The sequence below is a fragment of the Spiroplasma endosymbiont of Polydrusus pterygomalis genome, assembly GCF_964030635.1.
In the GTDB taxonomy this organism is placed as follows: domain Bacteria; phylum Bacillota_I; class Bacilli_A; order Mycoplasmatales; family Mycoplasmataceae; genus Spiroplasma.
In genome coordinates, this window is sequence record NZ_OZ034909.1 from 1,030,491 (window position 1) to 1,056,107 (window position 25,617).

Consider the following 25,617-nt stretch of genomic DNA (forward strand, 5'->3'; position numbering starts at 1 on the left):
CCGATGGAATTTAAACATCAAACAGTTTTATTAAAAGAAGCAATTGCCAGGTTAAATATTATTAAAAATGGAGTTTATGTTGATTGCACGTTAGGGCGAGCGGGACATAGTCTTGAAATTTTAAAGCATCTCCCAAATGGGAAGTTATATTGTTTTGAGCAAGATGAAGCAGCAATTACTGTTTCGGAACAAATTTTGCATCAAAGTAAATATCGTAATTATGAAATTATTAAAAATAATTTTGTTAACTTAGCTGCTGAATTGCAATTACGGCAAATTAAACCAGTTAATGGGATTTTATATGACCTCGGAGTTTCATCGCCACAGTTAGATGATTATAAACGGGGTTTTAGTTATCGTTATGATAGTCCCTTGGATATGCGGATGAATCAAACAGCAAGTTTAACCGCGAGAACGATTGTTAATACTTATTCGCAAGCAGCATTAGCGAAACTTTTCCAAGATTATGGCGAAGAACCATTTGCTAAAGTGCTTGCTAAGAACATTGTGCTTGCGCGGGATGAACAAGAAATTGTGACAACTTTCCAACTTGTTGAGATTATTAAAAAGAGCTTACCGCAAAAAATTTTAAAAAAAGCGAAGCATCCGGCAAAACGAGTTTTTCAAGCCTTACGGATTGAAGTAAATCAAGAATTATTTGTTTTACAAGAGTCATTACGACAAGCAACAACGCTATTAGCGATCCATGGACGCTTAGTTGTAATTTCGTTTCATTCATTAGAAGATCGCATTGTTAAAAAATATTTTCAAAGTTTAACACAAGATCCTAATTATGAAATAAATCAGCAATTACCAGTAATATCACATTTTGAAAGTAATTATCGAATTATTACCAAAAAAGCACTCGTTCCCTCGATTGATGAGCAAACTGTTAATCATCGTAGTACTAGTGCTAAGTTACGAATATTAGAACGGGTGAAATAATATTCAAACACTTTTTAAAAGGAGGTGAACGAAGTGGAATATAAGTTAAAAGAAGTATATGCCGTGTTAGAAATCAAAAATTATAGTTTTAGTTTTATGGTTGGTGTTTATAGTGAATCACAAATTAAAGTGCTTTATAAACGACATCTTGAATATCATTTTTGTGACAACGGCGTTATTATTGATAAAAAAAATGTTGCAAAAGAATTAGTTAATTTAATTAAAGATGCAAATCGTCAATTAGGAATTGTAATTGAACGGGTGGCAATTAGTATTTCATCTAATAATATGACAATTAAAACTTCAACCAAAATACTAAATTTAACACATGATCGGCTAATTACCAAAAATGATATTGATTCATTGATTACGTTAGCGAAAGAAGTTCCTTTATTAGACGATGAAACTGCTTTTTTTATTCGACCATATCGTTACATTCTTAATGAACAAAAAGCATTATCAGCGCCACCAATCGGGCAGGCGGCACACAAAGTAAGTATTAAGGCAATAGTTTATGTAACAAAAAAACAAGTTATTCAAAGTATTTTTGCTACTCTTAAATATGCCAAAATTGAAGTTATGGGTATCCTTCCAGAAGGGTTTAGTCTTGCGTGAAATATTGCATCGCCGGTTGATTTACAAAACGGGATTACAATTATTAATTGAGATTATGATAATATTACCGCTTACGTTTTTGTACGTGAAACATTGTGTGAACAAATTATTATTTCGGGTGGAATTAAAAAAATAATTACGCGTTTACGTAATGTCTTAAGATGTGATAATAAGCAAGCACTAAAGTATTTATATAAAATTATTAATTTAAATAATAATAGTAAAGATAATTTAATTATTTATAGCAAATATGATCATCAACAACAAACACAATTAAACTTTACCCATTATGATTTAAAACGGATTGTTAATCACGTTTTAACAACAGAAGAAATGGAAACGTTAAGTGAAAAGTTATCTAATAGCTTAGGGCGCTATGACTATCCAGTGGTTGTTGTTGGTGAAATTTTACGAATTAGTGGTTTTAAAGAGAATCTACTTGCTTTAAATAAAGATAAAAATATTTCAGTTTACATTGCATCAACGTTAGGGGCTAAAGAAACGTGATGCACTGGTTTACTAGGGAATATTTATTATCAACATTTAGCAAATAAGGTCAGTGCCACAAATATTCAATCTGTTGATCATCGTTATATTCGTTATCTAAATAATAATGTGGATAAAAAAGACCAACGAATTGACCATTATTATGATGGACAACAACCAGGAATGGGAGCTAATCCAGCATCAGGGGCAATGAGGCGATAAGCAACATTTAAACGGTTCACAACAATATCAACAAAAATAATACCAAAATGTGAAATAAATAGTATAATATATAAAAAGTGGAGGAATTAAGGTTATGGAAAATTTTGATAATTACGAACAAGTCGCATCAATAAAAGTTATGGGTATTGGTGGGGCTGGTAATAATGCTGTTAATCGCATGATTGAAGCCGGCGTACAAGGCGTTGAATTTATTGTTGCCAATACTGACGCTCAAATTATTAGTGTTTCAAAATCAAAAAATAAAATTGTATTAGGAAAAGAAACATCAAAAGGATTGGGCGCTGGCGCTAATCCGGATGTTGGTCGTCAAGCAGCAATTGAATCAACGGAAGAAATTAAGGAAGCTTTAAAAGGAGCAGATATGGTTTTTGTTGCCGCTGGAATGGGTGGTGGAACTGGAACTGGGGCCGCTCCTATTATTGCTAAACTTGCTCGCGAACAAGGTGCTTTAACTGTTGGGATTATTACAACACCATTTTCCTTTGAAGGTCGTGTGCGGAATAGTTATGCCATTCAAGGAACTGAAGAACTACGTAAACATGTTGATTCATTAATTATTATTTCAAACGATCGTTTATTAGAAGTAATTGGCGGCGTTCCCTTAAAGGATTCTTTTAAAGAAGCAGATAATATTTTACGTCAGGGAGTCCAAACAATTACTGATTTAATTGCTGTTCCTTCTTTAATTAATTTAGATTTTGCTGATATTAAAACCGTTATGAAAAATAAAGGTAACGCTTTATTTGGAATTGGGATTGGTTCAGGGAAAGATAAATCAATTGAAGCAGCTAATAAAGCAATAATTTCACCATTGCTAGAAGCATCAATTCGTGGTGCTCGTGATGCAATTATTAATGTTACTGGTGGAAATACCTTAACTTTAAACGATGCCAATGATGCGGTTGATATTGTTAAACAAGCGATTGGTGGCGAGGTTAATATTATTTTTGGAACAGCCGTTAATGAACATTTAGACGATGAAATGATTGTAACAGTTATTGCCACTGGCTTTGATGAGGAACAAATTTTTAGTTCTTTGGATAATACTTATCGTGCTGCTCAGGAAAAATATGAAGGTCCCGCGGCGAAACCAACACGTGAACGTGAACCAGATGTAATTGATGATAATGATCAAGATATGACTCGTAAGCGATCAAGTTATTTTACTAATTTATCAGAAAATGCTGAACGCGAAACGGCAAATGCCAACCGTCGCATTAATGAGTGAAGAGAAAATATTAATAATAGTCAAGTAATTGACCATGAAGATGATGATGATTTACCACCATTTGTTCGTCGTAGTTGATAATAATGAGTATTTTTTAAGAAAAAACAACGAAGTATTTACGATTCTCAGCCACGAATTGATTCTAGTGATAGTTCCAACACTGAGCCAATTGTCCATAGTGATCATAGTAATCTCCAACCTGTTCATGTCACCACTGCCCCGTTGCAAAAGGTGACTTCTGAGCGTGAATTAATGAACGAGCAACCAACTGATGCCAGTTAGACTGCACCCAAAAAAGTAAGTAAAGAAAAAAAAGTCTTTGCTAAACTTTAAAGGAGGTGCATTTTTATATGGCAAGAAAAGGACAAAAATTTAATAAATATACAGCAGATTTTCGAAAAAGGATAGGACAAGAGGTTAAAAATAATAGTATAAGTTTTATTGCAAAAAAATATGCAATTAATAAAAAAACTATTGCTTCATGGTATGAAAATTTTAAGAAAGGAATTTTAAACACCAATAAAGGTCCAAAAGAATCATTTGAAAAAAGAGATTTAAACTATTACAAAGTTAGGTATGAATTACTAAAAAAGCTTCATGACTTTTACAATTAAATAAAAGAAAAATTGTATTTTTTATCAAAGAAAACCTTAATAAATATCCACTAAATTTATTACTTGATATAACAGATTTAAAGCGTAGTTATTGAGATAAATATAAAAATTATTCAAGTACTGGTAAGGATAGCGAACCATTAAAGAATATTGTAAAAGTCTATGAAGAAAATTTGAAACAATTTGGTTATCGTCGAATTACCAAATATTTAAAAGAACATTATGGCATTGTTTATAATGCTAAGAAAGTATTACGAATTATGAAAGAAAATAATATTCAAGCTGAATATGTAAAGCGTATGCGTAGAAAAATATTAATAAAACAAAATAGAAATAAAAATATAATTAAATATCCTGATTTAGTAAATCGTAATTTTAATGATATTAAAGAAAGATTTTCAATTTTATTTACTGATGTAACTTATTTAATTTGAAATGGTAAAAAACATTATCAATCAACAATAATTGATGGATATACTAAAGAAATTATTGATGTAAAATGATCAAAATTTAATAATAACAAACTTGTAATTGATAATTTAAATGCTGCAATTAATAAAATTAAAAAAATAAAAAAAGATCTAAATAAAACAATAATTCATTCAGATCATGGATATCAATATACATCTAAAGATTATAATAGTAAATGTTTAGATAACAAAATTATAATTTCAATGGGTAAAAATTATCATTGTGCAGACAACATTATTATTGAAAGTTTTCATTCATTACTTAAAAAAGGAACAATCCATAATAAAAATTATAAATCTCATAATGAATATATTAATGATGTTAAAAAATGAAATAAATGATATTCAAACCAAAAAGAAAAAGATATAATAAATGAAAGTTTGTAAACCTTTTTATTAATACTTACTAAACGGGGTGCAGTCTACAAGCTTTATATAAAGGTAATTTTGAAATTATCTTTTATGCTGATAACCCATATACCAATAATGAAGAAGATTATTTAAGATTATCAGTATGGAGTTTTCGTGGAAAAACAAAAAGTGTATTAAATAATTATTTACGCGATATGACAACTAATTATAAAACTAGTTTCTTATTACCACATGACTATGAAATACCAACATTTAATTACCCTGAATATGTTTTACCACCAGTTCCATATAACTATAAAACTTATACAAAAGATATTATGCCCGCTGGTGTAGTACAACCATTAAAAACTAAAATTACTGCAACTCCAAAATGTCAACTTGCACCATCACCAAATGGTGATGTTAATTTATTTGATAATACAACAGAATATAAAGGTTATTATGGGGTTGAAATTGATTTAAAACAAATTGACCCAACAATTAAAAATATCAGTAAATTCCAAGATGCTTATAAAACAATTGAAATAAGTAATCTAGCTAATTTACAAGTTGAATGTGGACCATGTGATATAGAAAATTTTATTCCTAATAGAGATGTTAAATTATTAACTGGATATACAAATTGTAATAAAACAATATGCTTGTTAGAAGATTTAAATTTATTAGAAAGTAATTATTCACAAACTGATAAAGTTAATTTCCCAAATACCTTTACAATAGATACAAAAGAAATAACTAATGATATTAAAACGATTGATACTTTTAAAACTAATGGATTACCAGAAAAATATTATGAAAACACTTATGAACCTAAAAATAAACCTCCTTTGGGGCTTTGAAAAATTTACTTTTTATTACAAATAACAAAACTATATAATAATGATAACGATAAAATTAAAGAAACATATTTACAAGCATATTATACTAATGATGTAAAATTAAAAATTAGATTTTCAAAAGTGTTGATTGCTAAATTAATAGGAAGACCAAATACTAAAATTAATTTCGGTAATGATAAAGAAATTGTAATAGATGTTTCTAATCCGAATGTATTGGGAATTAGAAACAAAAGTATTAACCCAGTTAAAATTACAATTAAACCAAGATAAAAAAATAAAAAAAGAGATTGTTAAATCTCTTTTTTTCTATTCATCCTTAACTTTTATATTACCTTTATCATCAATTACTAAATAAGGTAAATTATTTTCTTCTAAATTTCAACGGTATATTGATTTAAAGTAAGTTTTATTTTTTATATATTCTCGTCATTGGACGATAGAAACAATATTATTAATTTTACCAATTACTAAATCTATTGGAAAATATGGGGCTTTATATAAAAATAATTCATAATTATTTTTTAAATCTATTTCTTTTGTTTGCTCATCAGATAAAAAAGTATCATTTAAAAATTTAATAATTTTTCAATCATCATTTTTATTTACACGCCATACAACAAAATATCATTTATCATCAACTTGATTGAATGGTTTTTCTTGTGGTGCTATTCATTCTAAATTATCTCTAATAGTTTGATTTTTTGTATTTATTTTGTTTTCTTCTTTTATTTTTGCTAATTTTTCGGGTGTATATTCTGCTGTATTACAAGCAAATAAACTTGTTGTACTTGTTCCAATTAAAGTGATTGATCATAAAATATTTAGTATTTTTTTCATATAATATCCTTTCTATTTTTTATAAAGTTTGTTATTTAATTAAAAATGGAAATAAATTATTGATTTTACTTCCATTATTTTTATATAGATTTAATAACAATATTAATTAACAATTAGGATTAACAACAACTTGATAACATTCATCAAGTGTTCTGTGTCTATTATTTCTAGATCTCGCATCTTCTCTAGCTTCTATGGAACTTAATCATTGATTGCTTGGAATATCATTTATATCTCCGATTTCAACTATCGTAACATTATTTGGATTTCTTCTAATTTCAACAGAATTAAATTCTCCATCAACTTGAACCCCAATTGAGACACCATTTTAATTTACATTCGCCTCTCCTCTTATTCGTTGAGTAAGGTTAGTTGCATTACCGGCCGTTAGTCTTACAATAACAATTCCAGCAATAGTTGTTAAAGCATTATTTAAAGCATTACGACCCATATTTTCATAATCTGGGGCAGCAGTAATTGCACCAATAATTGCTGCTGAAAGTGTTGAAGCAGCTAAAGCAGCATTATCAGACATTCTTATGTTTCCGATTATATTAGCTGCGGCATTTCTTATAGAAACAGCAAAATATCTTCATGTATTTCTTAGCGGAGTTAAAAAAACATCACTATAATTAAAATTATTTAAATTACTATTTTCATATTGTCTTTTATCTCTTTTTAAATTTTCTAAATTATTTGTTTGTGAATAAATAATACCATTATTTTCTAATTTAATTTCTTATTCTTTATAAGGACTGGCAGCAATTATTGTTGGCATAGCGCTTCCACTAATAGTTAATATACTTAATAAACTAAGTAACTTTTTCATACTTGTTTTTCTCCCGTTTCTTAATCTTGAAACTTTTTATCAAGATCTATTCCCAGTATATATATATATATATATATATACAAGCAAAATTAGTAATTATTTTAAAAACTTTTATCTTGTTAAAAAGCTATTAATACACGTTTTAAGGGGTAAATTAGCAATGAAATATATTAAGTTTTATATTTTTACATAAAGTGTTGTATTAGTAAAATAATAGTATATAATGAAGGCATAGGTTTAATCTTTTTCCGTAAAAAAGAGTTACGCTGACTTGTTAATCGGACAAGGATAAAAAAAGAGGAGTTTATAAAAATGGCACTTACAAAAGAACAATTAATCGAACAAGGTTTAAGTGAAGAGATTGCAGAAAATATCTTAAATCATTTTAATAATGAAGCAAAACAAATTAGAGAAAGTGTGCAAAAACGCGAAGATGTTATATCAAAAGAAGACTTTATTAAATTATATAATGAATTAGATGAATTAAAAGCCTTTAAAGATGTTCCATCTACTAAAATTGAAGATATTAAAACTAATTTAGAAAAAGTTAGTGGCAATTCTTTATCTGAAAAAATGCAAACTTTAAAAGAATTAAAACCTGATTTGTTTGTGCAAGAACAACCATCAGTTTCACCAACTAATTTTATTAAAGATATGATTGAAAATTCGGTTGAAAATAAAAATGATGAAATTGAAACTATTAAAGAAAAAGGAGCATATAATCCAGAAGAAATTAAGAAATTAACTGATTATACACTTAAAAACCTTAGATAATAAGGGAGTGAATATTATGGCAACAATTAATTTGCCGCAAGTACATTTTACATTACAAGGTAATACAACAGGTCAAAAAGCCTATGTTGATATGGTTAACGCTATGCTAAGAGGACCATTAATGAATGAGCATGCAAGTATTATGCAATATGCAACTGCAACAGCAGAACAAGTTGCTTGATTACCTAATGCAGGACAAGCGTTATATAATTTAACTCATCGTGTGGTATGACAAGATGATTATGCGTTACCAAATGGTGGGGCAACTCAAACTATGGGATTAACAAGAATTCCGGTGCCTATTAATAAAAGATTTAATTTAAAATTAATGAATGAAGCATTTGATTTAGCAATGATAGAACAAAATATTAAAAATGGTATTATTGCTGATGCTATTGCTAGTGTTGTCCAGAATAAATTTGTTAATTTAGAATGTGAATTAATTCAGGGGATTTATGATTATTGTTTAGCAGATGGTCAATATGAAGTAATTCCATTTCGTGGTTATACAGCCGATAGTGCCGATGATGCAAATAAAGCATTCTTTACATTAAATGAAACTTTGATTGAATTAACAAATCAAATTAGTAATTTATATTTTGGTTTACCAACCGATAAAATGTTTATGGTTTTAGGACGAAGATCCTATTTAGGATTAACACCTGCTTATTTAAAAGTAATTGGTTCACAAGCTCAATTAAAAGCAATGGTTAACGGTGAATTATATGAAAATACCGTAATGGGTATTCCGGTATCAAAAAGTTTTCATTTAGAAAAAACATATACAAAAGGACAAGTTAACCGAGATAAAGGTTATAATTTTACTAATATAAATGGTTTACTTATTAATAAACAAGTATGAGCATATCCAATTAATATGGATACCATTCAACAAGTTTTAGATAATGATACTGCTAACCCCCTAAATGAATTGGTAAAGTGCAATATGCAACTGCAACTATTTTATATCCAAAAACATGTAAGATTATTTTAGAAAAACAACCAACACAAAAAGAAATTGATACTGCTAAAAGTAATTTAAATAAAACATTTAGAGTGCCGGTTGATTATGAAATTTCTACACCAATAAATACAACAAAATCTAATGTAATTTTAACACCAGATGTTGCTAAAATAGATATTAGTAAAATAAATAAATTAGATAAACCAATCATTAATTTACCAGATCCCAAAGATGTTAGTGATGGATGATTAAAACCACAATTTAAAGACGTTGTTTTAAAAGCAGTTAAAACTGTAGATAGTTCTTTAACTGAAAATGATTTTGATTATTCTATTAATCCTAAAGGTGAAGACTGACCAATTGATATTACAAATGATAAAATTGTTGAAGTTTTAATTGAAGGTAAAAACAAAGCAACTGGTAAAACAAAGTCAATTGAAGTAGTAATTAAAAATTCTTAATAAACAATGAATTTATTAATATTACGAATTTTAACTTTATTAACAGAAAATTTAGGAAATAAACCTTTAATAAATAAGTTTGTTAATTTAATTAATAAGGTTAATAAGTTTGCTTCATATTATGCTAATCCTTTTCAAAAGATTACAAATAAAATTGAAGATATTTATCAGTGATTAGATCCTTATACTTATTTAAATTTAATTAAAAAAGGTCATAAAAAATAAATTCAACAAATATTAAGTAAATTAGAAAAAGATAACAATATTAAAAATAGAGAACAATTTAAAAAATAAAATTATCTAAACACTAATTGACAACCTTTAAATAGTAGTTGGCTTAATAGTGGTATGTTTAATATAACAAATAAGTTAACTTTAACAGGTAATTTAACTATTTTAATATATACAAAAACAGCAAAACACCCGAAGTTTTATGGTCCATATGTTTATCCTAGTGTTCCATTTAAAATTTGAAAATTATTAAGTAATGCTGTATCTAATGCAGGAACTTTATTTTGGCGTTATTGATTAAGAAAATGATTACCTAGTCATTTAAGAGATTATATTAAAAAAAGATTACCAAAAGAATTAAAAGAAAAATACCCAAAAGGAAATATTAAATTAACATTACCACATATTCAAAAATTACAACAAATTAAAACGTTTATTAATAATTTAAAGATTGGACACTTTAATTTCAATTTTGCTGGTGAAATTAATAACAAAAAATGATATCGAGAGCGAAAAAGTGATGTTAAAAATATTAATAATTTATATAAAACACCAGTTAAAAGTATGTTTTATAAAACTAATCAAACTATTTGAAAAATTAAAAAAGTACAAAGAAAAGTTAATAGTTATAAACTATCTAATTTAAGAAATAAATATCGTAATCAATTAAGGGGTGTATTATATGGAAAGTAATTTAAATAATTTATTATTTATAACAGTTGAAGATGTTAAAAAAAGTAAACTTTGACAACCTATTAATGATCGTAAGCAATCTGCTTATAATGATAATTTAATTTATAATGCTATCTTAAAAACTAGTTTATGAATGGATAGATTATCAGGTGGGACAATTTCAGATAAGATTAATAAAAAAGATTTATTTCCATGAGTAAAAAAAGATAATACAGGTTTAATTGAATATGATAAATGATTAAGTTATATTCAATCTGCTTGTTTATTAGCAGTTATGAATTGATATTTACCAAAAGGAGTTAATGATTTAACTGGTAGTGCTTCATTTTCACAAGGTGGTGTGGCATATTCACAAACAAATGACCCCGAAGCAAATGAAAATATTACTCGTGACGTTAAAAATGCTTTAAAATTAGCTGGTGAAATAATTGATATTATATCTAGTAAAACAGTTACGAGACCATATAATTATCATTTAGGGAATTATGCTCATCCTTGAGAAGAAGAATATAAATATATTACTAAAAAAACATTTTATGAAACTTTATTATTTTATTTAAAAGAACGAGTACAAACTGATAATTCAATAAGTATAACTTATCCAACTATTAATGATTTTTCTAAAATTGATTATAACGAATATATTAAAATTAATATAAATGATTGAGAAATTGTTGACACTAGTGATTTAGATAATACAAGGTTTGATTATGAAATACAAAATTGAGATAAAGAAAATTATAAATACAATATTTGAATTAAAACAAGTAATCAAAATCATTATTATTTATCAACATACAAAAATTTTAGGGGAAAAATAACTGTTGGATCATTTGAATTAGAAAACGTTTTTTCTCATCGTGTAGAATTGGAAGATGACGGAATTATTGCTATATATACCGGACAAAAAGATGGAACACTTTCTGATTTACACATTGAAAGAAAAAAAGTAAGTTAGAAAGGAATTTAATTAGTGAAACAAGATAAAACAACTTGGTTAAAGGGTGCCTTACCTTGAAATTGATTTAAAAAAGACCCTATTCCGACTTATAATTGAAATCATAAAGATATTAGAGAATGAGAAAGAAAATATAAAATTCGTAGTTTAGTAGTTAGTTTTTATACATTAATATTTTTAGCATTAAATTGTTGGTTAGAATATGGAATGATTGATGCAATTAAAGTAAAAATTGATTGATATAATTATGGTCAATATTGAGGTAATGGCATCGCTATTTTATTAACACCTTTATTTACACATGGGATTCAGGGTATATTTGTTGCTAGTAGTAAACCAAAAGTAGATATGAAAATTGATATTCCACGATTAAAAGTTTCTAAAATGGGATTAGTATTTACAATTTTACCTTTAATTACTTTAATAATTTCTTTAATTATTATTTTAATTGATAAATCAAAATGAAAAAAAGACCATTTAAGATATTGCTTAGATTGTCGGATTAATCCGCGCGTTATTCAACCAAGAATAGCAAAACAATGAAATAATTTAGATGGTATAACAGAAGAAATATTTAAAAATATACAAAACGAAAATATTAAAAAACAAAAACAAGAAGAAAATAACAAAAAATTAAATATAAATAATAATTATGAAACTAATAATTAAATTTTATTAAAATAGACTATATATAGGGGTGGTATAGACTGCACCCTGTTTAGTAAGTATTAATAAAAAGGTTTACAAACTTTCATTTATTATATCTTTTTCTTTTTGGTTTGAATATCATTTATTTCATTTTTTAACATCATTAATATATTCATTATGAGATTTATAATTTTTATTATGGATTGTTCCTTTTTTAAGTAATGAATGAAAACTTTCAATAATAATGTTGTCTGCACAATGATAATTTTTACCCATTGAAATTATAATTTTGTTATCTAAACATTTACTATTATAATCTTTAGATGTATATTGATATCCATGATCTGAATGAATTATTGTTTTATTTAGATCTTTTTTTATTTTTTTAATTTTATTAATTGCAGCATTTAAATTATCAATTACAAGTTTGTTATTATTAAATTTTGATCATTTTACATCAATAATTTCTTTAGTATATCCATCAATTATTGTTGATTGATAATGTTTTTTACCATTTCAAATTAAATAAGTTACATCAGTAAATAAAATTGAAAATCTTTCTTTAATATCATTAAAATTACGATTTACTAAATCAGGATATTTAATTATATTTTTATTTCTATTTTGTTTTATTAATATTTTTCTACGCATACGCTTTACATATTCAGCTTGAATATTATTTTCTTTCATAATTCGTAATACTTTCTTAGCATTATAAACAATGCCATAATCTTCTTTTAAATATTTGGTAATTCGACGATAACCAAATTGTTTTAAATTTTCTTCATAGACTTTTACAATATTCTTTAACGGTTCACTATCCTTACCATTACTTGAATAATTTTTATATTTATCTCAATAACTACGCTTTAAATTTGTTATATCAAGTAATAAATTTAGTGGATATTTATTAATGTTTTCTTTGATAAAAAATACAATTTTTCTTTTATTTAATTGTAAAAGTCATGAAGCTTTTTTAGTAATTCATACCTAACTTTGTAATAGTTTAAATCTCTTTTTCCTCTTTTTTCTTTTGGACCTTTATTGGTGTTTAAAATTCCTTTCTTAAAATTTTCATACCATGAAGCAACAGTTTTTTTATTAATTGCATATTTTTTTGCAATAAAACTTATACTATTATTTTTAACCTCTTGTCCTATCCTTTTTCGAAAATCTGCTGTATATTTATTAAATTTTTGTCCTTTTCTTGCCATATAAAAATGCACCTCCTTTAAAAGTTTAGCAAAGACTTTTTTTCTTTACTTACTTTTTTGGGTGCAGTCTAGTAGATATTTTGGGTGGTTATATAGCTTAATTTATAAATTATTTTGTTCTGAAAGAATGGATGGCTACTGTTTGAGTAAGGATAAGAAAGGAAGCAAAAACATGAATGAAACATTAATGATTGCTTTACTTGTGTTAGTTGGTGCTGGTGGAATGGGTAGTCTTGGTATTCTTGGATTATCTGCTAAAAAAATTAAAAAATATAAAGCAGAACTTAGAGAATTAAGAACGGCTGTTATTGCCCACGAAAAACATTTACGAGGACCTGATTATGCAACATAATTAGCCCTAAAAACAGGTCAAATTAAAAATGTTAAAAAACAAGTTAAAGTAAACGACAAAAAACAAGCACAAAAAGATGCTATTAGACAACTAACAAATAGTATTTAAAAAAAATAATCAATTAAGGTTATTTTTTATTTTTCTTTGTTGTGAATTATATAAAAATTAATAAGATATTCTATTCGTTGTGAATAAGTATCAAAGTTAGATAATTTATTTCAAATTTTTTCTTCATTTTCATTTAAGTAAATATTAACATTTCGAATTTTACAAGAATAATATTTTCCTGTTTTTTGATTATATGATTCTTTCATAATATTAAACCTCATAATTATCAATAATAATGGCATCTCGTAAATGATTACTTATCTTATCATTATTATATTTTCAACCTTTATCATATTGATAAATTAAATTACTATCTTTATCAAATTCTCATATACAACTGTCATTATATTTACTTAAATTTTCCATATTTTTAACAATTGATTTAGTGTGTTTTGGTGATACTCAATTAATATTGAGTACTTTTTTTGTATTGTATTTAACTGTTCCAATTACTTTTAATAAATCATCCCTATCTTTACTTGCGTTAGCAGATGTATATAAACAATCTTCAATATTAATAATTGCATCTGGTCTTAATACATCTAAAATAATATCGGGTTGTGTAATTCAATCATAATGTGTATATTCGGATTTATCAATTAATTTATTATCTTTAAAAGTAACGATAGCAGTAGTACCAGTCCCTGATGGGTCAATACCTATTTTTATCAAGTTGCTCATTCTTCATCATTATTATTAACTGTTGGTACTACATTAGAAATATCTTCTTCTTTAACTACATTATTGTTTGTATCCGCTATTTCTATATAAGATGAGGTATTTATATTGTTTGATAAGGGTTCATCGCTCATATGCCCCTTATTTTTGGCGACAGTAATATCATTAAAAGGTATATAATCAAAATTACCATCTTCTTTAATTTCTTTTTCATCTAAATCAATGTCAGTAATATCTACACCTAATTATTGGGCTAATTTACGATATAATTTTGCTTCAACCATTTCTTTTGGTCATTTATTTCAAGGCGAATATTCACTATTTTAGACTGCACCCAAAAAAGTAAGTAAAGAAAAAAAGTCTTTGCTAAACTTTTAAAGGAGGTGCATTTTTATATGGCAAGAAAAGGACAAAAATTTAATAAATATACAGCAGATTTTCGAAAAAGGATAGGACAAGAGGTTAAAAATAATAGTATAAGTTTTATTGCAAAAAAATATGCAATTAATAAAAAAACTGTTGCTTCATGGTATGAAAATTTTAAGAAAGGAATTTTAAACACCAATAAAGGTCCAAAAGAATCATTTGAAAAAAGAGATTTAAACTATTACAAAGTTAGGTATGAATTACTAAAAAAGCTTCATGACTTTTACAATTAAATAAAAGAAAAATTGTATTTTTTATCAAAGAAAACATTAATAAATATCCACTAAATTTATTACTTGATATAACAAATTTAAAGCGTAGTTATTGAGATAAATATAAAAATTATTCAAGTAATGGTAAGGATAGCGAATCATTAAAGAATATTGTAAAAGTCTATGAAGAAAATTTGAAACAATTTGGTTATCGTCGAATTACCAAATATTTAAAAGAAGATTATGGCATTGTTTATAATGCTAAGAAAGTATTACGAATTATGAAAGAAAATAATATTCAAGCTGAATATGTAAAGCGTATGCGTAGAAAAATATTAATAAAACAAAATAGAAATAAAAATATAATTAAATATCCTGATTTAGTAAATCGTAATTTTAATGATATTAAAGAAAGATTTTCAATTTTATTTACTGATGTAACTTATTTAATTTGAAATGGTAAAAAACATTATCAATCAACAATAATTGATGGATATACTAAAGAAATTATTGATGTAAAATGATCAAAATTTAATAATAACAAACTTGTAATTGATAATTTAAATGCTGCAATTAATAAAATTAAAAAAATAAAAAAAGATCTAAATAAAACAATAATTCATTCAGATCACGGATATCAATATACATCTAAAGATTATAATAGTAAATGTTTAGATAACAAAATTATAATTTCAATGGGTAAAAATTATAATTGTGCAGACAACATTATTATTGAAAGTTTTCATTCATTACTTAAAAAAGGAACAATCCATAATAAAAATTATAAATCTCATAATGAATATATTAATGATGTTAAAAAATGAAATAAATGATATTCAAACCAAAAAGAAAAAGATATAATAAATGAAAGTTTGTAAACCTTTTTATTAATACTTACTAAACGGGGTGCAGTCTAATTAGAGAAAAATTTCCTAAAAAATTTAATTTTTCAAATACTACTAAAAATGCAGTTCATAAATTTATATTGTCTTTAAACCAAAGACCAAGAAAAATACTAAATTATCTTTCGCCAATCGAATATTTGGTTAGAAAAATAATTTAGTTGCACTTAACTTTACAATTTGGCATTTTTAATCATCGTTCATCTTTTTTAAGTCAACGAAGAAATGTTTTTAAATTTTTAGGTGCTTTATTTTTTAATTCTTCACCATGAATTCCCTTTTTTAAATTATAAAGTAAAGATAAAACACCACCAGCGTGTTTATTACAATATTCAAAATATAAATTACAGATATTTTTGCGAATATCTTCACTATATTGATAATTAATATTATTAGGAACTGTTGATTTTAATAATAATTTTATTTTCTCAGTAATAAAAAGTTGAAAATTTATTTTTAAAATATTTTTTAATTAAATCTTTTAATAACGACTTAATTTTAAGAAAAAAATCCTTACATAAATTAATATATGCAAATATTTTTTTTATTCTTTTATAATATTTATTTTGATAATTTTTACTTAAAAAATCTTGCAATTTTGCTTGTAAATCGCTTAAATTAAAATCATTAACAATATACTTCATTAATTCACCTCATTTTAAAAAACATAATATAATATAGTTATGTCATTTAAAATAATTTTTATAAAAATCTTTTTTAATTTTGTCGAAAACTCTTGATAAAGTTAAAAACCCCTATAAAATATAGAAATTTGTAAAAAGTCCATTTTATTAAAAACCCAATAAAATCCTGATTTTATTAAAATATTAAGAGTTTTCGACAAAATTAAAGTATTTATTTAACTTGTTTTTGATAAACTGATGCTTTTGTTTTATTTCGTCCAAATTTTTCAAACTTAACAATTCCATCAATTAAGGCAAATAAGGTATCATCTCCACCACGCCCAATATTTACTCCTGGGTGAACTTTTGTTCCGCGTTGACGATAAATGATTGATCCTGCCCTAATTAATTGGCCATCAGCTCTTTTTGCGCCTAATCGTTTTGAATGTGAATCACGACCATTTTTAGTCGACCCTACTCCTTTTTTTGAAGCAAATAATTGTAACCCTAATAAGAACTTCATCATTATTCTTTAACCTCCTTTACACTAATAAATTTTTGATATTGCTGATAAATTGTTAAAAATTGATAATAAATTGTTTGTAACATAACTTGTAAGTCAGCACTATCATTTTTGACAATAATATTAATTAGTCCTTCCTTAACAAGAAACTCACAATTATCTGGTTTAATTTGATCAATTGCATTTAAACCACCCGTTGCAATTCCTGCTATTGCCGCACAAACAAGGTCTTTGCCATATTCAGATGCTTTCGCATGACCAGTAATTTCAACCTTTTTAATTTTTTGTTCAGTTTTAGTAATTATAATTTTAATCATAATGTATTACTCGTTACTTTTTTTGTTTTTGATGTTGGTTTTTTTGCTGATATTGTTGATGAACTTTTAGCAGCTGGTTTAGCCGCTGTTGCTGTTGTAGATGCTTTCGTAGTTTCTGATAACAAGATTTCATCAATTTTAACTTTTGTATATGGTTGACGATGCCCATATTTTTTATGTTGTGTTTTCTTTGGTTTATAATGGAAAACAACAATTTTCTTTTGTTTTCCTTGCTTTAAAATTGTTCCTGTTATGGATGCCCCTTTAATAAAAGGAGTCCCTACTTCACCATCAATCATTAAAATTTCAGTGAAATTAACTTTTTCACCTTCATTGCCATTTAACATCTCAACAAATATTTCATCACCTTGAGAAACACGAAGTTGTTTCCCTCCAGTTTTAATTATTGCAAACATTTTTACACCTCCAGTTTATACTCGCCTTGTAAGTAGATAAATATTGCATATCCTTTAGGTACTTAAAAGTCAAAGAGCGGTTGAAACTGAAACAACCATAATTAATTATATCGTCATCTAAAAAAAAATCAATAAATTTTTTCTTTAATTGTCCTTATCTTGTGATAATTTCGTAATAGTTATCTAGCAAAAATCTCGCAACCATTTAAAATTAAAAATGGTGATAACAATGGAAAGAAAACTAACAATGAAAGAACAACATAAATACAAAACAATTGAAAAAATTATTAACAATAAAATATCAAAGCAAAGAGCTGCAAATATTTTACACTTATCAATTCGTCGCATTGAACAACTTATAAAACTTTATGATCCACAAAATAGTCAATCATTTGCTCACCATTCTCGTGGAAGGATAGCTAACAATAAAACAAATCCACAAATTTGTGAAAAGATTATAAATTTATATAAAACTAAATATATTGGCTTTAATTTTACTCATTTCAAAGAAAAATTAATCGAAAATGAAGGAATAAACATTTCATATTAAGTTTTATACAAATTAATGTCCTTAAATCAAATTAAAACACCTCGAAAACAAAAAATAAAGAAAAAAGATAAAACCCACCCTTTAAGAGAACGTCGAAAATGTTTCGGCGAACTATTACAAGCTGATGCCAGTGAACATCATTGATTAGGACCAAATGGTCCAAAATGATTTTTACATGGCGCAATTGATGATACAACAAATACGGTTGTTGGATTATATTTTGCTTATCAAGAAACATTACAAGGTTATTATAATGTTTTACATCAAATTTTACGAAATTATGGAATTCCTATGACATTTTATACCGATAAACGAACAATCTTTACATATCAAAAAAATAGTGATAAAACCGAAGAAAAAGACACCTTTACTCAATTCAGCCGATGCTGTGATGAATTAGGTGTCAAAATCATAACTACTTCAATTCCCCAAGCAAAGGGACGAATTGAACGTTTATGAAGCGCTCTACAAGATCGCTTGAAAAATGAATTAATTCTCGCAGGAGTAACCACTATTGAAGAAGCAAATACATTCTTAAAAGAATTTATAACCAAATTCAATAAACAATTTGCCATTCCTATTGATTATAACAATTCTGTCTTTGTTGACGCTCCTAATAATGACAAAATTAATTTATTTTTATCAATCACTTCAACGCGACAAACAGACAATGGTTCATCAATTAGTTATAACAATAAAAAATATATGGCTTATAATAATAAAAAGTTAAAAGTCTTTAATTCAAAAACAAAAATTACAGTAATTAAAGCATTTGATGAAACATTATATTTAAAATATAACAATCAAATATATAATTTATTAGAATACATTACGGTTCCTATTAAAAATATTGAAAACAAAGTTCCCAAATCTAAAGCACATAAACCAAAACCAAATCATCCTTGAAATAATCAATATACATTACAAACATTATCAATTAAATAATTTTGCGAAATTTTTGCTAGATATTGACATTCTGATTTAATAAAAGCAATTTGTTTTCTAATGTTTGTTTTTGTTTTTATCTTTGGAAGAGCTTCAAGCTTTTTTAAAACCTCATTCTCAGCTTTTATTCTTTCATTTTCTTTTTTTAATAAATAGTTTTCACGTTCTAAGGGTTTTTTAAACTTATTTAATTCAAAATCTTTTCGCTTTTTTCGTTCTTTTAGAATTTCTTTATTTTGTTGAAATTGATTTACTCATTTTGAAATAGTTGCTAAACTAATATGATATTCTTTTGCTATTTCACTATAAGATTTATTGTTAATTGAATATTCATTAACAATTTTTTCTTTAAATTCAAAAGAATGATCTTTAGACCCTTTTATTTTACCTTTAGCCATATAAAAATGTTTCTCCTAACTTTATATATTAATAATAATCTAGAAAAATTTTTATTTATATATCTCAGTTAAAAGAAACATTGCATAACCTGAATTGTAAATATATTTTTTAATTTATTACTTTAATTTTGTAGAAAACTCTTTATGCCAAATTGTAAAGTTAAGTGCAACTAAATTATTTTTCTAACCAAATATTCGATTGGCGAAAGATAATTTAGTATTTTTCTTGGTCTTTGGTTTAAAGACAATATAAATTTATGAACTGCATTTTTAGTAGTATTTGAAAAATTAAATTTTTTAGGAAATTTTTCTCTAATTAAACCATTAGTATTTTCATTAGTACCTCTTTGTCAGGGTGAATATGCATTAGCAAAATAAATTTTCACATTTAAATTTTTTTCAAGTTGTTGTCAATTAGCAAATTCTTTACCACGATCAAATGTTATAGTCTTAACAAGATTATTTTGAAGAATTGATAAATAATGGCTAATATTTTCGTTAATAACTTTAGTAGTTCTATTTTCAACTAATATTGCTAAAGTAAATCTTGATGTTCTTTCAACTAAAGTTATTAAACATGATTTACTTTTACCTCGTGATGATACTTACGGTATCACCTTCTCAATGACCAAGAGTTACGCGATTATTAACATTAGCATTTCGTTCTTTAATTGATTTACCATTAAATTTACCCCGATTTTCTTGATATTTTCGTTTCTTACCTTTTCTTCTTAAATTTTTATTAGTAACTTTTTCAAGTAATCCAGAATAAATTCAATTGTAAATTGTTTTAAAACTAATAATTCATTCTTTATGAAAATTTTTAATTCTGCCATAAATTTGTTCGGGTGATCAACCTAATAATAATTTTTGTTGTACATATTTTACTAATTCTCTATTTTTAAACTTATGAAAATAAATATGTGATTGTTTTCTATTTTCTGCTTTATTTTGTGCAATTAATGAAAAATAATGATTATTATCTTTATTTCTATTAACTTCTCGAATAATAGTACTAATACTTCGATTAAGATTTTTAGCTATTTCACTAATTTTTATTTTAAACTTCAATTGATTATCAATATAAATTCTTTCATCTATGCCAAGATGTTTATATCCCATATAAAAACTCCTTGCTTTATTTTTTCTAAAATAAACTTAGCATCATAAAATTTTTATATGAGATTTTTTGCAATTTTATTTACTTGCACTTACAAGTATAATTCAGCATTTGTAATTTTTTTATTTTTGTTAGTATCGCAAGAAGTCTATTAATTCTGCAAGTATTTTTTCCATCAATTATTTACCTCTCTTGATATTTATAAAATATACCTAATTTTAGGTATATTTTATAAATATCAAGAGTTTTCGACAAAATTAAAGAAAATGGTTGCAATTTATTAAAAATATTTTATTATTAATTTAACAAGATATAAATTTGCCGTTTGTATCTACACAGCGCCTAAGATAGAAAATGTTAAGAGGGAATTAAAATGACACCACATATTAATGCCAAAAAAGAAGATATTGCACCAACAGTTTTAATGCCAGGTGATCCGCTACGAGCAAAATTTATTGCGGAAACCTTTTTAGAAAATGTAAAATTAGTAAATGAGATTCGTAATATGTATATGTATACAGGAACTTATAAGAATAAGACAATTACCATTGCTGGTAGTGGGATGGGATGTCCTAGTATTGGAATTTATTCATATGAGTTATTTAAATTTTATAATGTTGATAATATTATTCGGATTGGTTCAGCCGGGAGTTATGATACAAAATTAAATATTTATGATATTGTCAATGTGACAGGCGCTTATGGAGAAAATAATTATGTTAAAATTGTAGCCGGTATTGATGATAAAGTGTTAAGTTCTTCACCGCATCTTTTTGAAACAATTGAAGCAGTGGCAAAAGAACAACAAATTAAAACTTTACCAGGGATCGTTCATTCATCAGATGTCTTTTATCGGAAAGACGAGGATGATTGAAAAAAAATTAAATCTGAATATAATGCTATTTGTGTTGAAATGGAAGCATTTGCCTTATTTGCCAATGCTTTAACTTTAAAGAAACAGGCCGCAACATTATTAACAATTTCTGATTCATTTATTACTGGTGATGTTACAACTGCTGCGGAACGACAAAATAATTTTTGCCAAATGGTCGAGTTAGCATTAGAAAGTGCGCTTAAATTATAAAAGCAAAAGGAGAAAAAAATATGACAACAGTTTTACAGTTATATCAAAATCAAGTTAAAAATCAAGATGAAGTTACAATTTTGGGATGAGTTCGTTCTAATCGTAGTAGTGGTAAACTAGGTTTTTTAGTTGTGAACGATGGAACTGTTTTTGACAATGTGCAAATTGTTTATAAAGCGGAACAACTTCCTAATTTTTTAGAAATTAGTAGTTTACGAATTTCATCCGCCATTAAAGTGGTTGGTAAGTTTTGTTTAACACCATCAGCGAAACAAACCTTTGAGATTCAATCAACAATGATTGAAATTCTTGATCAAGCAAGTGAAGATTACCCGTTACAAAAAAAAGAACATTCATATGAATATTTACGCGAAATTGCCCATTTACGCGCAAAGACTAATACTTTTAATGCTATTTTTCGAATTCGTAGTAGTAGTGCTTTTGCCATTCATCAGTTTTTTAATAAAAATAATTTTATTTATGTTCATCCGCCAATTATTACGGGGAATGATGCTGAGGGAGCTGGTGAATCATTTGTTGTGACAACAAGAACGGATAATAATTATGCCGAAGATTTTTTTGGCAAAAAAGCTAGTTTAACTGTTTCTGGGCAATTACATACCGAGGGATTTGCCCAAGCATTTCGCCAAGTTTATACTTTTGGGCCAACTTTTCGTGCGGAAAATTCGAATACAACAAGACATGCTGCCGAGTTTTGAATGATTGAACCAGAAGTTGCTTTTATTGACCTTTCGGAAAATATGACCTTAATTGAAACAATGATTAAACATATTATTAATTATTTATTTGCTAATAATCGGCATGAGTTAAGATTTTTAAATAATAATGTTGATGATAAATTATTGGCAAGATTACAAAATGTCATTGATGAGGAATTTGTGCGGTTATCATATACAACAGCAATTGAAATTTTACAAAAAGCGGTCGCAAACGGACAACAATTTGAGAATCCTAATATTTTTTGAGGAATGGAATTACAAACTGAACACGAAAGATATTTATGTGAACAAGAAACCAAGAAACCAACCTTTCTATTTGATTATCCAAAAGAAATTAAAGCATTTTATATGAAGGCCCAAGATGATAATAAAACAGTAGCGGCTTGTGATTTATTAGTGCCAGGAATTGGTGAATTAGTCGGAGGTGGTGTTCGGGAAAATGATTATGACAAAATTGTTAACCGTTGTCATGAATTAAAAATTCCTGTGGCAGACTTACAATGATATCTTGATTTACGAAAATATGGGTATTATAAAAGTTCTGGTTTTGGCTTAGGATTTGAACGCTTTGTGATGTATGTTACCGGAGCAACTAATATTCGGGATGTGATTCCTTTCCCCCGCACACCACGCAACTTACTATTTTAATTTGATGCATATAAAAAAATTTTTTAATTTTGTCGAAAACTCTTGATATTTTAATAAAACCCTGATTTTATTGGTTTTTTGATAAAATGTATTTCTTGCAAATTTCTATATTTTATAATGGTTTTTGACTTTATTAAGAGTTTTCTACAAAATTAAAAAAACTTTATTATACTTCTTGCGATACTATGATAATCTGGATAGGTTACAATAAGTTGGACCATATTTATGTGGACTTTCAAATAAAATATAATTATGAAGAAAGTAGGAATATAAAAATGGGAAGAAATTCATACACCGATGAATTTAAAAAACAAATTGTTTTACTTTATCAAAATGGTAAAACCATTCTTGAAATTTTTAAGGAATATGGGGTGTCAAAATCAACCGTATATCAGTGAATTAAAAAATTAAATAATTCTGGATCTTTTAAAGCAAAAGATAACCACACTGTTGAAGAAAATGAACTGATTGCCTTACGGAAAGAATTAATCCAATTACGAATGGAAAACGACATTTTAAAGCAAGCGGCACTGATAATCGGCAAAAAATAGAAATTATTAACAATAATAAAGAAAAATATTCCGTGCGAAAAATGGGTCAAATATTAAAGATAGCAAAATCAACATATTACTATCAAATTAATAAATACGCTACGGTTGATGTTAATAATTATGAACAAGAATTTATCAGTGCATTTAATGCTAGTCGCAAAATTTATGGAGCTCGTAAAATTAAAGCTATTTTAACCAGAAAAGATATTATCTTATCGCGAAGAAAAATTCGCCAAATTATGATTAAAAATCAGTTAGTATCTAAATATACCAAATTAAAATATCGTAATCATAAGTCAATGGTTAATAACGACGAAATTAGCAAGGTTTTAAACCGTGAATTTAATAATAAACAACCAAATGAAGTTGTTGTTAGTGATTTAACATATGTTCAAGTTGGTGCTAAATGACATTATATTTGTTTATTAATTGACTTGTTTAATCGTGAAATAATTGGCTATAGTACCGGGACAAACAAAACATCCCAACTAGGACAAGAAGCCTTTTATTCAATTACAAGACCATTAAATCAAATTACGTTATTTCATACTGACCGGGGTAATGAATTTAAAAATAAAATCATTGATAATATCTTAAATACTTTTAACATCAAACGATCATTAAGCAATAAAGGCTGTCCATACGATAATGCTGTGGCTGAAACAACTTACAAAAGTTTTAAAACGGAATTTATCAAGGGGCAAAAATTTATAAATTTAACCCAATTAAAATACAAATTATTTGACTTTGTGGATTGATATAACAATATTCGAATTCATGGTAGTTTAAATTATTTAACACCTGTTGAATTTAGAAAACAACAGTCCATATAAAAAGTGTCCTAAAAAGGGTTATCAATCCAATCATTGCAAATTAATTCATAAAGAAAAAATACAAATAGGAATTTATACCTCTTATTAATTTAATTGCTGAATTATACTTGTAAGTGCAAGTAAATAAAATTGCAAAAAATCTCATATAAAAATTTTATGATGCTAAGTTTATTTTAGAAAAAATAAAGCAAGGAGTTTTTATATGGGATATAAACATCTTGGCATAGATGAAAGAATTTATATTGAGAATCAATTGAAGTTTAAAATAAAAATTAGTGAAATAGCTAAAAATATTAATCGAAGTATTAGTACTATTATTCGAGAAGTTAATAGAAATAAAGATAATAATCATTATTTTTCATTAATTGCACAAAATAAAGCAGAAAATAGAAAACAATCACATATTTATTTTCATAAGTTTAAAAATAGAGAATTAGTAAAATATGTACAACAAAAATTATTATTAGGTTGATCACCCGAACAAATTTATGGCAGAATTAAAAATTTTCATAAAGAATGAATTATTAGTTTTAAAACAATTTACAATTGAATTTATTCTGGATTACTTGAAAAAGTTACTAATAAAAATTTAAGAAGAAAAGGTAAGAAACGAAAATATCAAGAAAATCGGGGTAAATTTAATGGTAAATCAATTAAAGAACGAAATGCTAATGTTAATAATCGCGTAACTCTTGGTCATTAAGAAGGTGATACCGTAAGTATCATCACGAGGTAAAAGTAAATCATGTTTAATAACTTTAGTTGAAAGA

General features: G+C 26.1%; 33 protein-coding genes and 2 pseudogenes. 22 read left to right on the top strand and 13 right to left on the bottom strand.

What is annotated here, in order from left to right:
* Window positions 1-3: 3 nt before the first annotated feature.
* From rsmH to ACQH23_RS06695, 6 genes are all read left to right on the top strand, one after another.
* Entirely contained in the window at window positions 4-945 is a 942-nt protein-coding gene (gene rsmH, locus ACQH23_RS06670; protein WP_425377725.1) for a 16S rRNA (cytosine(1402)-N(4))-methyltransferase RsmH, read from the top strand.
* Between the two features lie 33 nt (window positions 946-978).
* Window positions 979-2,268 carry a cell division protein FtsA gene (locus ACQH23_RS06675; RefSeq protein ID WP_425377726.1) on the top strand — a complete coding sequence of 430 codons (1,290 nt, stop codon included), beginning with the start codon at window positions 979-981 and terminating at the stop codon, window positions 2,266-2,268.
* A 94-nt stretch (window positions 2,269-2,362) separates the two neighbouring features.
* Complete coding sequence (ftsZ, locus tag ACQH23_RS06680) at window positions 2,363-3,598, top strand: cell division protein FtsZ (RefSeq protein WP_425377727.1); 1,236 nt, start codon at window positions 2,363-2,365, stop codon at window positions 3,596-3,598.
* A gap of 269 nt (window positions 3,599-3,867) precedes the next feature.
* Window positions 3,868-4,131, top strand: coding sequence for a hypothetical protein (locus ACQH23_RS06685; protein ID WP_425377728.1), 264 nt, complete (start codon window positions 3,868-3,870; stop codon window positions 4,129-4,131).
* A gap of 173 nt (window positions 4,132-4,304) precedes the next feature.
* Entirely contained in the window at window positions 4,305-4,988 is a 684-nt protein-coding gene (locus ACQH23_RS06690) for an IS3 family transposase (RefSeq protein ID WP_425377729.1), read from the top strand.
* Between the two features lie 179 nt (window positions 4,989-5,167).
* The gene (locus ACQH23_RS06695) at window positions 5,168-6,082 is read left to right on the top strand and encodes a hypothetical protein (RefSeq protein WP_425377730.1); all 915 of its coding nucleotides are present in this window, start codon (window positions 5,168-5,170) and stop codon (window positions 6,080-6,082) included.
* Between the two features lie 36 nt (window positions 6,083-6,118).
* On the opposite strand, the gene ACQH23_RS06700 is transcribed toward ACQH23_RS06695, so the two are convergent.
* Window positions 6,119-6,649: a lipoprotein gene (locus ACQH23_RS06700; protein ID WP_425377731.1), complete on the bottom strand. Its 531-nt coding sequence runs from the start codon at window positions 6,647-6,649 to the stop codon at window positions 6,119-6,121.
* 328 nt (window positions 6,650-6,977) lie between these two features.
* Window positions 6,978-7,184, bottom strand: a complete 207-nt coding sequence (locus ACQH23_RS06705; protein WP_425377732.1) for a hypothetical protein — start codon at window positions 7,182-7,184, stop codon at window positions 6,978-6,980.
* A 606-nt stretch (window positions 7,185-7,790) separates the two neighbouring features.
* Here ACQH23_RS06705 and ACQH23_RS06710 point away from each other — a divergent pair.
* The 7 genes from ACQH23_RS06710 to ACQH23_RS06740 all read left to right on the top strand — a co-directional run bounded on the left by ACQH23_RS06710 (window position 7,791) and on the right by ACQH23_RS06740 (window position 12,228).
* Complete coding sequence (locus tag ACQH23_RS06710) at window positions 7,791-8,252, top strand: hypothetical protein (protein ID WP_425377733.1); 462 nt, start codon at window positions 7,791-7,793, stop codon at window positions 8,250-8,252.
* Window positions 8,253-8,268: 16 nt separating this feature from the next.
* Window positions 8,269-9,246 (top strand): hypothetical protein, encoded by a 978-nt coding sequence (locus ACQH23_RS06715; protein WP_425377734.1) that lies wholly within the window; start codon window positions 8,269-8,271, stop codon window positions 9,244-9,246.
* Window positions 9,192-9,677 (top strand): hypothetical protein, encoded by a 486-nt coding sequence (locus ACQH23_RS06720; protein WP_425377735.1) that lies wholly within the window; start codon window positions 9,192-9,194, stop codon window positions 9,675-9,677. Before ACQH23_RS06715 ends, ACQH23_RS06720 begins: the two co-directional genes overlap by 55 nt.
* Before the next feature lie 6 nt (window positions 9,678-9,683).
* Window positions 9,684-9,902: a hypothetical protein gene (locus tag ACQH23_RS06725; RefSeq protein ID WP_425377736.1), complete on the top strand. Its 219-nt coding sequence runs from the start codon at window positions 9,684-9,686 to the stop codon at window positions 9,900-9,902.
* Window positions 9,903-10,025: 123 nt separating this feature from the next.
* Entirely contained in the window at window positions 10,026-10,601 is a 576-nt protein-coding gene (locus ACQH23_RS06730; RefSeq protein WP_425377737.1) for a hypothetical protein, read from the top strand.
* Window positions 10,591-11,559 (top strand): hypothetical protein, encoded by a 969-nt coding sequence (locus ACQH23_RS06735; protein WP_425377738.1) that lies wholly within the window; start codon window positions 10,591-10,593, stop codon window positions 11,557-11,559. Before ACQH23_RS06730 ends, ACQH23_RS06735 begins: the two co-directional genes overlap by 11 nt.
* Window positions 11,560-11,574: 15 nt before the next feature.
* Window positions 11,575-12,228 (top strand): hypothetical protein, encoded by a 654-nt coding sequence (locus tag ACQH23_RS06740; protein ID WP_425377739.1) that lies wholly within the window; start codon window positions 11,575-11,577, stop codon window positions 12,226-12,228.
* Window positions 12,229-12,300: 72 nt separating this feature from the next.
* On the opposite strand, the gene ACQH23_RS06745 is transcribed toward ACQH23_RS06740, so the two are convergent.
* From ACQH23_RS06745 to ACQH23_RS06755, 3 genes and pseudogenes are all read right to left on the bottom strand, one after another.
* Window positions 12,301-12,897, bottom strand: coding sequence for a DDE-type integrase/transposase/recombinase (locus ACQH23_RS06745; protein ID WP_425377606.1), 597 nt, complete (start codon window positions 12,895-12,897; stop codon window positions 12,301-12,303).
* A 21-nt stretch (window positions 12,898-12,918) separates the two neighbouring features.
* Window positions 12,919-13,191, bottom strand: a pseudogene (locus ACQH23_RS06750) (hypothetical protein); the annotation flags it as partial.
* Complete coding sequence (locus ACQH23_RS06755) at window positions 13,158-13,421, bottom strand: hypothetical protein (RefSeq protein ID WP_425377740.1); 264 nt, start codon at window positions 13,419-13,421, stop codon at window positions 13,158-13,160. The pseudogene ACQH23_RS06750 and the gene ACQH23_RS06755, both read right to left, overlap by 34 nt.
* Before the next feature lie 127 nt (window positions 13,422-13,548).
* Between ACQH23_RS06755 and ACQH23_RS06760 the strand changes: the two genes are divergently transcribed.
* Window positions 13,549-13,773: a hypothetical protein gene (locus tag ACQH23_RS06760; RefSeq protein WP_425377741.1), complete on the top strand. Its 225-nt coding sequence runs from the start codon at window positions 13,549-13,551 to the stop codon at window positions 13,771-13,773.
* Between the two features lie 134 nt (window positions 13,774-13,907).
* Here the strand turns inward: ACQH23_RS06760 and ACQH23_RS06765 are convergent, their stop codons facing one another.
* Genes ACQH23_RS06765 through ACQH23_RS06775 form a run of 3 tightly spaced genes read right to left on the bottom strand, consistent with a single transcriptional unit; the run spans window position 13,908 to window position 14,693 of the window.
* Window positions 13,908-14,087: a hypothetical protein gene (locus ACQH23_RS06765; RefSeq protein WP_425377742.1), complete on the bottom strand. Its 180-nt coding sequence runs from the start codon at window positions 14,085-14,087 to the stop codon at window positions 13,908-13,910.
* 4 nt (window positions 14,088-14,091) lie between these two features.
* On the bottom strand, window positions 14,092-14,562 hold the full coding sequence (locus ACQH23_RS06770) for a hypothetical protein (RefSeq protein WP_425377743.1): 471 nt from the start codon (window positions 14,560-14,562) through the stop codon (window positions 14,092-14,094).
* Window positions 14,547-14,693 (bottom strand): hypothetical protein, encoded by a 147-nt coding sequence (locus tag ACQH23_RS06775; RefSeq protein ID WP_425377744.1) that lies wholly within the window; start codon window positions 14,691-14,693, stop codon window positions 14,547-14,549. The genes ACQH23_RS06770 and ACQH23_RS06775 overlap by 16 nt, the downstream gene beginning before the upstream one ends.
* Before the next feature lie 261 nt (window positions 14,694-14,954).
* On the opposite strand from ACQH23_RS06775, the gene ACQH23_RS06780 reads away from it, so the two are divergent.
* Window positions 14,955-15,218, top strand: coding sequence for a hypothetical protein (locus ACQH23_RS06780; RefSeq protein ID WP_425377654.1), 264 nt, complete (start codon window positions 14,955-14,957; stop codon window positions 15,216-15,218).
* Between the two features lie 173 nt (window positions 15,219-15,391).
* A complete protein-coding gene (locus ACQH23_RS06785; RefSeq protein WP_425377745.1) occupies window positions 15,392-16,075 on the top strand; it encodes an IS3 family transposase in 684 nt (227 codons plus the stop codon).
* 879 nt (window positions 16,076-16,954) lie between these two features.
* On the opposite strand, the gene rpmA is transcribed toward ACQH23_RS06785, so the two are convergent.
* The 3 genes and pseudogenes from rpmA to rplU form a co-directional block, all read right to left on the bottom strand.
* Window positions 16,955-17,245 (bottom strand): 50S ribosomal protein L27, encoded by a 291-nt coding sequence (gene rpmA / locus ACQH23_RS06790; RefSeq protein WP_425379321.1) that lies wholly within the window; start codon window positions 17,243-17,245, stop codon window positions 16,955-16,957.
* Between the two features lie 2 nt (window positions 17,246-17,247).
* Window positions 17,248-17,562, bottom strand: coding sequence for a ribosomal-processing cysteine protease Prp (locus tag ACQH23_RS06795; protein WP_425377746.1), 315 nt, complete (start codon window positions 17,560-17,562; stop codon window positions 17,248-17,250).
* Between the two features lie 125 nt (window positions 17,563-17,687).
* A pseudogene (gene rplU / locus ACQH23_RS06800) lies at window positions 17,688-17,978 on the bottom strand (50S ribosomal protein L21); the annotation flags it as partial.
* A gap of 247 nt (window positions 17,979-18,225) precedes the next feature.
* Here rplU and ACQH23_RS06805 point away from each other — a divergent pair.
* Complete coding sequence (locus ACQH23_RS06805) at window positions 18,226-18,528, top strand: hypothetical protein (protein WP_425377747.1); 303 nt, start codon at window positions 18,226-18,228, stop codon at window positions 18,526-18,528.
* A gap of 15 nt (window positions 18,529-18,543) precedes the next feature.
* The gene (locus ACQH23_RS06810; RefSeq protein WP_425377748.1) at window positions 18,544-19,473 is read left to right on the top strand and encodes an ISNCY family transposase; all 930 of its coding nucleotides are present in this window, start codon (window positions 18,544-18,546) and stop codon (window positions 19,471-19,473) included.
* Between the two features lie 568 nt (window positions 19,474-20,041).
* On the opposite strand, the gene ACQH23_RS06815 is transcribed toward ACQH23_RS06810, so the two are convergent.
* Complete coding sequence (locus tag ACQH23_RS06815; RefSeq protein ID WP_425379322.1) at window positions 20,042-20,446, bottom strand: IS30 family transposase; 405 nt, start codon at window positions 20,444-20,446, stop codon at window positions 20,042-20,044.
* Window positions 20,447-20,459: 13 nt separating this feature from the next.
* Window positions 20,460-20,993: an IS30 family transposase gene (locus tag ACQH23_RS06820; RefSeq protein ID WP_425377749.1), complete on the bottom strand. Its 534-nt coding sequence runs from the start codon at window positions 20,991-20,993 to the stop codon at window positions 20,460-20,462.
* Between the two features lie 371 nt (window positions 20,994-21,364).
* Between ACQH23_RS06820 and deoD the strand changes: the two genes are divergently transcribed.
* The 4 genes from deoD to ACQH23_RS06840 all read left to right on the top strand — a co-directional run bounded on the left by deoD (window position 21,365) and on the right by ACQH23_RS06840 (window position 25,550).
* Window positions 21,365-22,075, top strand: coding sequence for a purine-nucleoside phosphorylase (deoD, locus tag ACQH23_RS06825; protein ID WP_425377750.1), 711 nt, complete (start codon window positions 21,365-21,367; stop codon window positions 22,073-22,075).
* Between the two features lie 20 nt (window positions 22,076-22,095).
* Entirely contained in the window at window positions 22,096-23,463 is a 1,368-nt protein-coding gene (asnS, locus tag ACQH23_RS06830) for an asparagine--tRNA ligase (RefSeq protein WP_425377751.1), read from the top strand.
* A 275-nt stretch (window positions 23,464-23,738) separates the two neighbouring features.
* A protein-coding gene (locus ACQH23_RS06835; RefSeq protein WP_425377752.1) for an IS3 family transposase occupies window positions 23,739-24,847 on the top strand; the annotation gives its coding sequence in 2 pieces (ribosomal slippage) (window positions 23,739-23,979 and window positions 23,979-24,847; 1,110 coding nt in all).
* Between the two features lie 202 nt (window positions 24,848-25,049).
* On the top strand, window positions 25,050-25,550 hold the full coding sequence (locus ACQH23_RS06840; protein ID WP_425377753.1) for an IS30 family transposase: 501 nt from the start codon (window positions 25,050-25,052) through the stop codon (window positions 25,548-25,550).
* The last annotated feature ends 67 nt before the right edge of the window (window positions 25,551-25,617 follow it).